The sequence below is a fragment of the Methylobacterium aerolatum genome (assembly GCF_022179085.1).
Taxonomy (GTDB): Bacteria; Pseudomonadota; Alphaproteobacteria; order Rhizobiales; family Beijerinckiaceae; genus Methylobacterium; species Methylobacterium aerolatum.
In genome coordinates, this window is the sequence record NZ_BPQE01000015.1 from 26,128 (window position 1) to 38,478 (window position 12,351).

Annotated in this window: 12 protein-coding genes; 11 read left to right on the forward strand and 1 reads right to left on the reverse strand. The window is 70.3% G+C overall.

The features are described from left to right. Positions 1-90 precede the first annotated feature (90 nt). The 9 genes from MFF06_RS10570 to yciA all read left to right on the forward strand — a co-directional run bounded on the left by MFF06_RS10570 (position 91) and on the right by yciA (position 9,608). Positions 91-1,776 carry a B12-binding domain-containing radical SAM protein gene (locus MFF06_RS10570; RefSeq protein ID WP_238203599.1) on the forward strand — a complete coding sequence of 562 codons (1,686 nt, stop codon included), beginning with the start codon at positions 91-93 and terminating at the stop codon, positions 1,774-1,776. Positions 1,777-2,159: 383 nt separating this feature from the next. Further along, complete coding sequence (locus MFF06_RS10575) at positions 2,160-2,555, forward strand: helix-turn-helix domain-containing protein (protein ID WP_238203601.1); 396 nt, start codon at positions 2,160-2,162, stop codon at positions 2,553-2,555. A 144-nt stretch (positions 2,556-2,699) separates the two neighbouring features. After that, positions 2,700-3,878 carry a methionine adenosyltransferase gene (gene metK, locus MFF06_RS10580; protein ID WP_238203604.1) on the forward strand — a complete coding sequence of 393 codons (1,179 nt, stop codon included), beginning with the start codon at positions 2,700-2,702 and terminating at the stop codon, positions 3,876-3,878. A gap of 59 nt (positions 3,879-3,937) precedes the next feature. Beyond that, positions 3,938-4,660, forward strand: coding sequence for a tRNA (guanine(46)-N(7))-methyltransferase TrmB (trmB, locus tag MFF06_RS10585; RefSeq protein WP_238203606.1), 723 nt, complete (start codon positions 3,938-3,940; stop codon positions 4,658-4,660). Positions 4,661-4,883: 223 nt separating this feature from the next. Beyond that, positions 4,884-6,590, forward strand: coding sequence for a sensor histidine kinase (locus MFF06_RS10590; RefSeq protein WP_238203608.1), 1,707 nt, complete (start codon positions 4,884-4,886; stop codon positions 6,588-6,590). Between the two features lie 291 nt (positions 6,591-6,881). After that, on the forward strand, positions 6,882-8,414 hold the full coding sequence (locus MFF06_RS10595; protein ID WP_238203610.1) for a DEAD/DEAH box helicase: 1,533 nt from the start codon (positions 6,882-6,884) through the stop codon (positions 8,412-8,414). 101 nt (positions 8,415-8,515) lie between these two features. Then, positions 8,516-8,701: a YegP family protein gene (locus tag MFF06_RS10600; protein WP_238203812.1), complete on the forward strand. Its 186-nt coding sequence runs from the start codon at positions 8,516-8,518 to the stop codon at positions 8,699-8,701. A 305-nt stretch (positions 8,702-9,006) separates the two neighbouring features. Then, a complete protein-coding gene (locus tag MFF06_RS10605; RefSeq protein ID WP_238203612.1) occupies positions 9,007-9,144 on the forward strand; it encodes a hypothetical protein in 138 nt (45 codons plus the stop codon). Between the two features lie 8 nt (positions 9,145-9,152). Beyond that, a complete protein-coding gene (gene yciA / locus MFF06_RS10610) occupies positions 9,153-9,608 on the forward strand; it encodes an acyl-CoA thioester hydrolase YciA (protein WP_283207262.1) in 456 nt (151 codons plus the stop codon). On the opposite strand, the gene MFF06_RS10615 is transcribed toward yciA, so the two are convergent. Further along, the gene (locus tag MFF06_RS10615) at positions 9,601-10,146 is read right to left on the reverse strand and encodes a superoxide dismutase family protein (RefSeq protein ID WP_238203615.1); all 546 of its coding nucleotides are present in this window, start codon (positions 10,144-10,146) and stop codon (positions 9,601-9,603) included. The two genes, yciA and MFF06_RS10615, sit on opposite strands and share 8 nt — an antisense overlap. A 202-nt stretch (positions 10,147-10,348) precedes the next feature. On the opposite strand from MFF06_RS10615, the gene MFF06_RS10620 reads away from it, so the two are divergent. Together MFF06_RS10620 and MFF06_RS10625 are read left to right on the forward strand one after the other, a co-directional pair. Beyond that, positions 10,349-11,086, forward strand: a complete 738-nt coding sequence (locus tag MFF06_RS10620; protein ID WP_238203617.1) for a TlyA family RNA methyltransferase — start codon at positions 10,349-10,351, stop codon at positions 11,084-11,086. Beyond that, entirely contained in the window at positions 11,083-12,318 is a 1,236-nt protein-coding gene (locus MFF06_RS10625) for a class I SAM-dependent RNA methyltransferase (RefSeq protein WP_238203619.1), read from the forward strand. The genes MFF06_RS10620 and MFF06_RS10625 overlap by 4 nt, the downstream gene beginning before the upstream one ends. The last annotated feature ends 33 nt before the right edge of the window (positions 12,319-12,351 follow it).

The window sequence follows — 12,351 nt, forward strand, 5'->3', positions numbered from 1 at the left end:
GGCGCAGGTCTTCCCAAGCCGGTGGCGACCGGGTGAAGGTATCTCGGCGCCTGGGAACAGGCCGTCCCGGACCCGCGCAGCGAGGATGACATGGACCGCAACACGGACGCGAACACGGCACCGCGCGTGCTGCTCGTGTTCCCGAAGTTCTACGAAAACTCGATGTGGAACTTCAAAGAGGCCATGGAGATCCAGGGCGCCCGCGCGGCTGCGCCGCCGCTCGGCCTGATCACCCTCGCGGCCATGCTGCCGGAGACGTGGCGGATCAGCCTCGTCAACGCGAATTGCGAACCGCTGACCGACGAGGCAATCCGCAACGCCGACCTCGTGATGACCGGGGGCATGCTGCCCCAGGAGCCCGACTGCCTGACCATCATCGAGCGGTGCCGGGCGCTGGGCACGCCGGTCTGCGTCGGCGGCCCGGCCCCGACCTCGACCCCCGAGGTCTACGGTCACGCGGACTTCGTCGTGGCGGGCGAGGCCGAGGGCATCCTGCCGGAATTCGTCGCCGCCTGGGAACGCGGCGAGCGCACGGGCCGCTTCACCGCCGCGAAGTTCAAGGCCGACGTCACCAAGAGCCCGATCCCGCGCTTCGACCTCCTGACCTTCAGCCACTACCTGTACATCGGCGTGCAGTTCTCCCGCGGGTGTCCCTTCACCTGCGAGTTCTGCGACATCATCGAACTGTACGGCCGCGCCCCGCGGACCAAGACCGCGCCGCAGATGCTCGCCGAACTCGACCGTCTTTACAGTCTCGGCTACCGGGGCCACGTCGATTTCGTGGACGACAACCTGATCGGCAACAAGAAGGCGATCAAGCTGTTCCTGCCGCACCTCATCCAGTGGCAGGAGAAGCACGGCTACCCGTTCAAGTTCTCGACGGAGGCCTCCCTCAACCTCGCGGACGATGACGAGCTTCTGGAACTGATGCGGCAGGCGAACTTCTTCGCGCTGTTCACCGGCATCGAGACGCCCGACGAGGCGACCCTCATCCAGACCCAGAAGAAGCAGAACACCCGCCGCTCCATCGCGGAGAGCGTGCACAAGCTCTATTCCGCCGGCATGTTCGTCACCGCCGGGTTCATCGTCGGCTTCGACAGCGAGAAGGAGAGCATCACCCGCGCGATGGCGGACTGCATCCGCGACACGGGCATCCCGATCGCGATGGTCGGCCTGCTGTTCGCCCTTCCGAACACGCAGCTCTCCCGGCGCCTGCGCAAGGAGAGCCGTCTGTACGAGAATTACGCCGCCACCACCGCCGACCAGGGCGACCAGTGCACGCAAGGCTTGAACTTCGTCACCCTGCGCCCGCAGCGTGAGGTGTTGGCCGACTACCGGGACGTGCTGGCCGAGATCTACGACCCCGCGAACTTCTTCGAGCGCGTCCGCGAAGTCGGGCGCCGTCTGGACCGCCCGCGCTTCGCCGCGCAGAACATCCAGTGGCGGGCCGTCGCCAAGGATCTCGTCTCGATGACGCGCATCCTGTACCGGGTGAGCGTGAAGCGTCCCGAACTGGCCAAGCACGCCTGGGGGGCCTTCCTCGCCACCGCCCGTTCGAACCCCGCCGCCCTGGAGGCCGTGGTGACGAACATCGTCATCTACCTGCACGTCTACCCGTTCTCGCGGTACGTGATGAAGGAGATCGACGGGAGGATCGCGGCGATCGACGCCGGGCAGTGGGTCGCGCCGCCGGTCCTTCCTGTGGAGGAGACCTCCAGCGCGCCTGTGCGCGTCGGCATCGCGGCCCCGGCCGAGCACTTCGCCGCCGTGGCCTGAACCGACCGAGGGGGTGGGCGCATGACGAATCTCCCCCCTTCGGCTCGGGCGCTTTGCGCAAGCGGACGGCCTGAGCGAGCTGGCCGTCCGGTCCTGCGAGGAAGGAAAGTCTAGCGCTTTCGATTGTTCGATCGGATACGGGCCCTGAAATTCTGAGCTACCTAAAGTAGCTTGTCCAAGCACTGGTTCGTAGCAAATTTCACTTTATCTTGGATCGCTGACGTTGGCGGACTAGAGCCGGTGAAAAGATTTGTCGCTTTGCTGGGATCATGCACGAGCTAAGCAATTCCCACCGTGACAATTTGTCGATCTACGTCTAAATGGGCGATCACCCCTGACGGTGAAACCGAGGGGTCGGCAGTCAGGAGGTCTAGGGTCGCTCAATGGCAGGTCAGAAGACAGACGAGCGCGACGTCTATTTGGGGCAGCGCATCGCCGAGCAACGGCGCAAAGCGTCGCTTACACAGCGGCATGTTGCTCAAAGCTTCGGAATGTCGGCGGCTCAGCTCCAGAAGTACGAGAAGGGAACGAATCGCATTAGTGCGATTCACTTAAACATCTTTTCGCGAATGATCGGAGTACCGGTCGAGTATTTCTTCCGCGGAATGCCAGGTGCCGCCGAAGGCTTCGCCGAGGACACGCAGGCGCCCTTCACCGAGTCCGGTTTAAGCAGCATCGCCGACGTCCTCGGGCGCCACATCAGCGAGACCTTTTCCGACGAGACCCGGCGCGATATCGCCGCCGCAGTCCATGTGCTGGAGCGCCGGCTGCGCTCGTGATGCCACGCGGCCACGTTCGTCCTATATAACGGACGAGTTCGCTTCGACGGGTTGACCCGTCCCGTGCCCGGTGGGAAAAGCCCGCCAGAATTGGGCGCCGTGACGCGATGGCGGGACGCCCGCGACCGGAAGGCGGCGAAACCGATGGCCCGTTCGAATTATCTCTTCACCAGCGAGTCGGTGTCCGAGGGGCATCCCGACAAGGTCAGCGACCGGATTTCCGACACCGTGGTGGACGCCTACCTCGCCGCCATGCCGGAGGCGCGCCTGGGCGTCGAGACGCTGACGACGACCAACCGCATCGTCATCGCCGGCGAGGTCCGCGGCCCCGATTCCGTGACCTTCAAAGACCTGGAGCACCTGACCCGCGAGGCCGTGAAGGACATCGGCTACGAGCAGGACGGCTTCCACTGGAAGAACAACGAGGTGCAGATCTACCTGCACGCCCAGTCCGCCGACATCGCCCAGGGCGTGGACGCCGCCGGCAACAAGGATGAGGGTGCCGGCGACCAGGGCATCATGTTCGGCTACGCCTCGGACGAGACGCCCGAGCTGATGCCGGCGCCGCTGTTCTACGCCCACAAGATCCTCAAGGACCTCGCCGACGCCCGCAAGGCCGGCACGGGTGACGCCGCCAAGCTCGGCCCCGACGCCAAGAGCCAGGTGACGGTGCGGTACGAGAACGGCCGCCCGGTGGAGGTGACGCAGATCGTCCTCTCGACCCAGCACCTCGACGCCTCCCTCGATTCGGCCGACGTGCGCGCCATCGTGGAGCCCCACATCCTGAAGGCCCTGCCGCAGGGCTGGGTGAACGAGGGCACCGTCTGGCACGTAAACCCGACCGGCAAGTTCGTCATTGGCGGCCCGGACGGCGATTGCGGCCTCACCGGCCGCAAGATCATCGTGGACACCTACGGCGGCGCGGCCCCGCACGGCGGCGGCGCCTTCTCGGGCAAGGACCCGACGAAGGTGGACCGCTCGGCCGCCTACGCCGCCCGCTACCTCGCCAAGAATGTGGTGGCCGCCGGCCTCGCCTCCCGGGCGACGATCCAGCTTTCCTACGCCATCGGCGTGTCCAAGCCCCTGTCGATCTACGTCGACCTGCACGGCACCGGCAAGGTGGACGAGGCCAAGCTGGAGGGCGTCCTGATGGACGCCATCGACCTCTCGCCCCGCGGCATCCGCACGGCGCTCGGCCTCAACAAGCCGATCTACGCGCGCACCGCCGCCTACGGGCATTTCGGGCGCGCCCCGGAGGCGGATGGCGGCTTCTCCTGGGAGCGCACCGACCTCGCCGACAAGCTTCGCTCGGCCCTGGCCTGATCCCGTCCGTGACCGGGGGGGATGGCATCCCTCCCGCGCCGGAGGGTAATGGGACCGGGATGCCCGCGGCGGGCGCCGTAACGGACGGTGCCGACCGCGCCTTCTTCGGCCGCCGCAAGGGCAAGCGCCTGCGCGGCGCGCAGGAGGACCGGCTGGAGGCCCTCCTCCCGTCCCTGCGGATCGGCCTGCCCGAGGGGACAGGCTTCATCGATCCCCGCGCCCTGTTCCCCGCCATCGCGGGCGGGCCGGACGAGGTCAGGCTCGAGATCGGCTTCGGTGGCGGCGAGCACCTCGCCGCCCGGGCCGCCGAGCAGCCCCGCATCGGCTTCATCGGCGCCGAAGCCTTCATCAACGGGGTGGTGAAACTCCTTGCGGAGATCGAGGCGCGGGACCTGTCCAACGTCCGCATCCGCGACGGGGACGTGGCACCGCTCCTCGTCCGCCTCCCCGATGCCTGCCTCGGGCAGGTCAGTCTCCTCTATCCCGATCCCTGGCCGAAGCGCCGGCAGCGCAAGCGGCGCTTCGTCTCGGACGAGACCCTCGCCCAGATCGCGAGGGTGCTGAAGGACGGCGGCACGTTCCGGTTCGCCAGCGATATCGACGACTACGTCGGCTGGACGCTGGCCCGGGTGGCCCGCAACCCCGACCTGCGCTGGACGGCCGCGACGTCGCGCGATTGGCTGACCCCGTTCCCCGGATGGCCGGGCACCCGCTACGAGGCAAAGGCCGTCGCCACGGGCCGCGTGCCGACGTATATCGAATGTGTACGGATGTCGCGGTAAGGTCACCGGCCGGTGCCATTGGTCGAAGGCCGGGGACACCATCGCAACGACGTCGTGACATCCCCGCGGGGATAGTGGACATTGATCCCGCGAGCCTGGGCGCGACACGGTAAGCCTTGCCGACGCCACACCGGGGCGCCATCCTCCCGGCAAGAGGTGGCGGGATGAGAGGCGGGACCGGGGCGACGACCCGGCGGCCCGCGCGGGTCCAAGGGTTCCTGGAGTGACCGAACGGACGAAGCACGATCCCGAGGAGGCCGACCTGCGCCGGACCGCGTTCGACGGCGCGCTGGTGGGGCTCGTCCTCCTGTCCGATGACGGCACCGGGATCCGCGTCGCTAACCCGGCCCTCCACGCCCTCCTGGCCCGGTCCTCGGGCAGCCTCGACGGCGCGCCCGCCTCGGACCTCACTGCCGACCCCGACGGCCTGTGCACGGGCATCCGCGTCTGGCGGCGGGCGGACGGGGTCGAGATCGACGTACGGGTGCGGCGCTCCCAGGACGTCCTCGTGGTGGAGGCGGTGGACGCGGACGAGGCCGCCCATTCCGAGGCGAACCGCGACGCCATGGCCGCCGCCGGCCTCGGCGAGTGGCGGTGGGACCGCCGGAGCGGTGCCGTGACCCTGTCCCATCGCGCGGCCCGCATCCTCGGCCAGCCGCCGGGGCGGTCGGTCACCTGGGGCGTGCTGCGGCCCTTCTTCACCGAGCCGGACCGGATCTCCGCCCTTGTGAAGGAGGCGGTGGAGAATCTGGAGCCCGCCCGCTTCGAGACGCACCTCACCATCGAAGGCCGGGACGTGGTGGTGCGCGTCGCGGGCCAGGCGCTCACCGACGAGGGCGGCACCTTCACCGGCATGGTCGGCGTGGTGCAGGACATCACCACCCGGATCGAGGCCCGCAGCGAACTCCTTGCCCACGATCACCGGCTGCGGGCGGCTACGGCCGTGGCCCGCCTCGGCATCTTCGAATGGCACATGCTCGACGACCACGCCGTGTGGGAGAACGAGCGGATGTACGAGATCTTCGGGCACGGCCCCGAGGACGGGACCATCGGCAAGACGGAGTTCCTGACCGGGATCCTCCACCCGGACGACCGTGCCGCCGTCCGCAAGGCCATCTCCGGCGCGCTGCGTGAGGACCGCGACCTGCAGATCACCGGCCGCATCCGCCGGAAATCCGACGGCGCGTGGCGGACCATCGAGATGGGCGGGCGCTTCGAGCGGGATACGCCCGACCGCCTGCCCCGGCGTCTCATCGGCGTCGTCGCGGACGTCACCGACCGCCGCCTCGCCGAGGAGCGCCAGACCCTCCTGATCCGCGAGTTGCACCACCGGGTGAAGAACACGCTGGCCACGGTGCAGGCCATCGTCGGCTCGACGGCGCGCACCGCCAACGACATCGACAGCTTCTACGAGGCCTTCGTCGGCCGCATCAAATCGCTCGCCCACACCCATTCCGTGCTCACGGAGGCGACGTGGCAGACGGCCTCCCTCGGCAGTCTCCTCGTCAACGAGCTGCGCCCCTACGCGGAGGTCGCGGAGGCGGGCGGCGTGGACGGGCGCGTCGTCCTGCAGGGGCCCGCGATCGACCTCCCCTCCGACGTCGCCGTGCCCATCGGCATGGCGATCCACGAACTCACCACCAACGCCGCCAAGTACGGCGCCCTCTCGAACCGGACGGGCCGGGTCACCGTCGCCTGGGAACTGGAGCCGGTGGGGCCGGCGGGGACGCTGCGCCTCACATGGCGAGAGACCGGCGGTCCGCCCGTCTCGCCGCCCCGGCGCCAGGGCTTCGGCTCGCGCCTCCTGCACCGCGTGCTGATCACGCAGGTCCAGGCCGAGGTGAGGACCGACTACGCGCCCGACGGCTTCTCCCTCACCATGCGCGCGCCGCTGCCGGTGCGGAACATGAGCCTGAACCCGCTGGCCTAACCCCGATCGTCAGCGCCTCGCCGGGCCGGGCAGCGGCCGGCGTGGACCGTGCCATTGACTTCCCCGCCGCACTGCAGCATATCGAGGGTGCAGCGTCAGCGGCCGCATCGACGGACCGCCTGAGGGGGCTGCGTGACGGACGGGCTGAAGCGCCGCGGTCCGGCCCCCCTCTTCATAACGTGCATGCACCCGGACGGCCCCATCACGCGGGCTTTCCCCCTGTCACGGACCGCCTCACGAGATCGCCGCCCTTCGCGCGGCGCGGCCGGTCCTGCTGCCACGGATACCGACTTGACCCAATTCTCCGATTTCGGCCTCGCTCCGCCCGTCCTGCGGGCGCTCGACGAGGCCGGCTACACGGCGCCGACGCCGATCCAGTCCCAGGCGATCCGCCCGGCGATGGACGGCCGTGACCTCTGCGGCATCGCCCAGACCGGCACCGGCAAGACCGCCGCCTTCGCCCTGCCCATCCTGCACCGGCTCAGCCTCGAGGATCGCCGTCCGCCCCGTCGCGGCTGCCGGGTCCTCGTGCTCTCGCCGACCCGCGAACTCGCCAACCAGATCGCGGATTCCTTCTCCGATTACGGCAAGCATCTGCGCTTCACGAACACGGTGGTGTTCGGCGGCGTCACCATCGGCCGCCAGGAGCGGGCGCTGGCGCCGGGCGTCGATATCCTCGTCGCCACGCCGGGCCGCCTGATCGACCTCGTGGACCGCCGCTCCCTGACGCTGGAAGGCGTCGAGATCCTCGTCCTCGACGAGGCCGACCAGATGCTCGACCTCGGCTTCATCCACGCCCTCAAGCGGATCGTCCGGATGCTGCCGCAGAAGCGCCAGAGCCTGTTCTTCTCGGCCACCATGCCGAAGAACATCGCCGGGCTGGCCGCCCAGTACCTGAACGATCCCGTGCAGGTGGCGGTGACGCCCGTCGCCACCACGGCGGAGCGCGTGGAGCAGCAGGTGATCTTCGCCCATACCGGCGCGAAGCAGTCGCTGCTGGCCCACATCCTGCGCGATCCGGCGATCGACCGGGTGCTCGTCTTCACCCGGACCAAGCACGGCGCCGACCGCGTGGTGCGCGGTCTCGACAAGGTCGGCATCGCGGGTGCCGCCATCCACGGCAACAAGAGCCAGCCCCAGCGCGAGCGCGCCCTTCAGGCGTTCCGCGACGGCGAGTGCCGGGTGCTGGTGGCCACCGACATCGCCGCCCGCGGCATCGACGTCGAGGGCGTCAGCCACGTCGTCAACTTCGACCTGCCGAACGTGCCGGAAAGCTATGTCCATCGCATCGGCCGCACGGCCCGCGCGGGCAAGGACGGTCTCGCCATCTCGTTCTGCAACGACGAGGAGCGGGCCTACCTGCGCGACATCGAGCGGCTGACCCGCCAGAAGGTGCCGGTCATCGGCTTCCCCGAGGGCTTCACGCCGCCGTCGGGAGAAGCGGCCGCCGAGATCGCCCGCGAAGAGGCCCGCCGGCCCCCACGCCAGCCCCAGGGTCCGCGCGGCGGACGCCAGCAGGACGGTCGCGGCCGTTCCGGCCAGGGACGCCCGCAGCAGGGACGTCCGCAGCAGGGACGCCCCGAGGGCGGCCGCGGCGCCGCCCCCGGCCAGAACGCTCAGCGTCCGGCCGCCCAGGGCCAGCCGCGCCCGGCCCAGGGCCGTCCGCAGCAGGCTCGCCCCGCCCAGGGCCGTGACGGCCAGGGCCGCGATGCCCGCCCGCAGCAGCCCCGTTCCGGCCGCGACAACCGCCCGCGCCAGGGCGAGTCGTCCGGTCGCGGCGACGGTCGCAGCATCGGCTGGCTCGACCGCGCCCCACGCTCGTGATCGAGCGGCCCGCCGGAACCCTCCGGCGGGCCGTTTCCGTCTTGCGGCAGGGAACGGGATGGCCCGTCGCCGGTTTCGCGGTTCGCACCACGGAGATGACGATGCGCTTCGAAATGTACCGTGATTCCGCCGGAGAATGGCGCTGGCGCCTGCGAGCCCGCAACGGCGAGGTCATCGCCGACTCGGGCGAAGGCTATAAGCGCCGCGAGGATTGCGAGCACGGCATCGAGCTCGTGCGCCAGAGCGCCGAGGCGAAGTTCGTCGATATGACGACGCAGATCGCCTGAAGGCCACCGACATCCGTCTCTTCAGACGTACGCGAAGCGTTCCAGGGTAGTCCTACGCTTCCGCAGCCGTTCGCAAATTTGGACGGACTCGCGTGCGCTTGAGATGACCAAGCGGGTCGGTGTCGGCCATCGCCGTCGGCGCGCGCATGGCAATTTCGGAAGGCTTTGGGAGCGGGATCGGTAACACGGCTCGCCAAGCGATTCATGCCGCCCATCGTCTCGCGACAATCGCTGCGCTATGATGCAGCCTGAGCACGGCCGGCGACAGATCCGGCTGGCTCCGAGGAAACGCAGGACCCACCGAGATGAACGATATCGCCGAGCGGCGCGCGGAGGCGGGAGCCTCGCGTGACCTCTGGCAATCGATCCCGTTCGATTGCATCCTGAGCGCCGTGTTCGTGATCGCGGCGGCGGGCTTGGTGCTCGCCGGGGTGTTTCCCTGAGGGCGGCCATGCAGGTTTCCGGCACAGCGGGTCAGGGCTTCGAGGGCACGCGCGAGGGCGCGCCGCCCGCCGATGGGGCGAAGGGCGCGGAGGAACTGCCCCAGGGCGACCTCACCGTGCGCACCATCGCCATGCCCGCCGACACCAACGCCAACGGCGACATCTTCGGCGGCTGGGTGCTGTCGCAGATGGATCAGGCCGGGGGGATCGCCGGGGTGGAGCGGGCCAGCGGGCGGGTGGTCACGGTCGCCGTGGACGGCATGACCTTCCTCCGCCCCGTGGCGGTGGGGGACGTGCTCTGCGTCTACACCCGCGTGTCCCATGTCGGCCGGACGTCGATGAAGATCGAGGTCGAGGCCTGGGCGCGGCGCTTCCGCACCCAGTTCAGGGAAAGGGTGACGCGGGCGACCTTCACCTTCGTCTCCATCGACGACGAGGGCCGCCCGCGCCCGATCCCTACTTGATTACGCCGCAGGCGATCCGGTCGCCCGCGCCGCCGATCGGCTGGGTGGTGTGGTCGTCCTCGTTGGCGTGAATGATCAGGGCCGAGCCGTCGCCGTCCTTCAGGCCGCCCTCGCCGGTGAGGGCCGTCTCGGAGGAGACCTCGGCGTTGGCCGAGCCGTCCTGATTGGCGAAGATGTTGGCGAGATCGCCCTCGTCCGGCCCGTCGGGGTTGAGCAGGCCGTGCTTGCTCTGGTCGTGGTTCACATGGGCTTTCGAGTTCATGAACTTCGCGTCGGAGCAGTCGCCGACCGCGTGGAAGTGCATGCCGTGCCAGCCCGGGGGCAGGCCGCCCGGCTGGATGGCCACGCGCAGGACGAGGTTGTTCGCGCCGTCACGGATCGTCAGCTTGCCGATCGTGTCGCCCTTCGCATTCTTGATCGGGCTCTCGAAGGCCTCCGGCGCGGAGACCTTCGCGGCCTCCTTCGGGGGCTCCTGGGCGAGGGCGGGGGCAGCTGTCGCGAGGCTCGAAAGGGCGAGGAGCGTCAGGGTACGGATCATTCGGTTTCCCCCAATTTCCTGTGCGCCGCGGTGGGGATCGGAGGGTCATGGCCCCCAATCCGTGCGCGCGCGCCGTGTCTTAGGTCGATTCGGCTTTTCTGTCGCCGGCGCGCCCTCTAGGTAGGGGGCACGCGCTCCGCAGACAGGGGCCACCGATCCGCAGCCGCGTCGGCGCGGCATCCACAACGAAGCCCGAAGGTCGATGAACCGCGAGCGGCAGAGGGCCGACCTGTTCCTGGTCGCGCACGGTCATTTCGAGAGTCGCGCCAGGGCCCAGGCCGCGATCCGGGCGGGGCTCGTGCGGGTCGACGGGCGCCCGCTCGCCCGCGCCTCGGACACGATCGCCCCCGGCGCCACGGTGGAGGCGCAGCCCGATCACCCCTTCGTGTCGCGCGGTGGCCTCAAGCTCGCCGCCGCCCTCGATGCCTTCGGGATTGACCCGGCGGGCCGGGTCTGCCTCGATGTCGGCGCCTCGACGGGCGGCTTCACGGATGTGTGGCTCGCCCGGGGCGCCGCGCATGTCCACGCCGTCGATGTCGGGCGCGACCAGCTCCATCCGCGCCTGCGGGCGGAGCCGCGCGTCACCAGCCTGGAGGGCACGGATATCCGCTCGCTCGGGGCCGGCGCCCTCGAACCCCGCCCGGCGCTCGCGAGCGTCGATGTCAGCTTCATCGCCCTGCGCCTCGTCCTGCCCGCGCTGCCGCCCCTGCTGGCGGCGGGGGCGGAGGTCGTCGCGCTGATCAAGCCGCAATTCGAGGCGGGGCGCGAGCGGGTCGGCCGGGGCGGGATCGTCCGCGATCCCGCGGTGCGCGAGGCGGTCTGCGCCGAGGTCCGGGCGCAGGTCGAGGCCATGGGCGGCAGCGTCCTCGGCCTCGTTCCGTCCCCCATCGAAGGGGGCGACGGCAATGTCGAATTTCTGATCGGGGCACGCCTGCCGTGAGCGAGACCGTCACCATCGAACGGCTCGGCGCCAAGGGCGACGGGATCGCGGCGGACGGCACCATCGTGCCCTTCGCCCTGCCCGGCGAGCAGGCCGCGATCCACCGCGAGGGCCAGCGGGCCGAGTTGCTCGGCATCGAGGAGCCCTCGCCGGAGCGGATCGAGCCCTTCTGTCCCCATTTCATGCGCTGCGGCGGGTGCCGCACGCAGCATCTCGCCCGCCCCGCCGAATTGGAGTGGAAACGCGGCATCGTCGCCGGGGCGCTGACCCAGGCCGGGCTCTCCGTGGTGCCGGAGCCGACCGTCGACGCCCACGGGGCGGGGCGGCGGCGCATCACCCTCCACGTCCGCTTTATCGACGGGCGAACGGAAGCGGGCCTCATGGCCGCCCGCAGCCATGCCCTGGTGCCCCTCGACCATTGCCCCATCACCGTCCCCGCCCTGCGCGAGGCCCCGGCCGTGGCCCGTGCCCTGGCGGCTCCCGTCGGCGGCGGGCGCAAGCCCCTCGACGTGGCGATCACCGCCACCGATCAGGGGCTCGATGTCGATCTGCGCGGCCACGGTCCGGTCCAGCCCCGCGCAACGGAGGCCCTGGTCCGTCTGGCGGGGGAACTCGGCCTCGCCCGGCTGTCGCTGCACGGGGAGCGCCTGATGGAGGCCGAGCCCGTGACGGTCGGGGCCGAGGGCGGGTCGCTCTATCCCGCGCCCGGCGGCTTCCTCCAGGCGACGGAGGCCGGTCAGGCGGTGCTGACCCGCCTCGTCGTCGAGGCCCTCGACCCCAAGGTGAAGCGCGTCGCGGACCTTTTCTCCGGCTGCGGGCCCCTGGCGCTGGCGATGGCCGGGCGGGCCGCCGTCCACGCCGTGGAGGGGGAGGCGACGGCGCTCGCCGGGCTGGAGCGCTCCGCCAGGGCCGCCACCGGCCTCAAGCGGATCACCACCGAGCGGCGCGACCTGTTCCGGCGCCCGCTCCTGCCCCTCGAACTCAAGGTCTTCGACGCCGTGGTGTTCGATCCGCCCCGCGCCGGGGCCGAGGCGCAGGCGAAGCAACTCGCGGCCTCCCCGGTGCCCCTGGTGGTGGGCGTGGCCTGCGATGCCGGAACCTTCGGGCGCGACGCGGCGACCCTCGCCGGCGGCGGCTATCGCCTGGAGCGGGTGGTGCCGGTCGATCAGTTCCGCCATGCGGGGCATGTGGAGATGGTCGGCGTGTTCCGCCGGGAGGCCCGGCGCCGCTGAGCCCTGTGTTCCGGCGCACGCAACCGCCTCGTC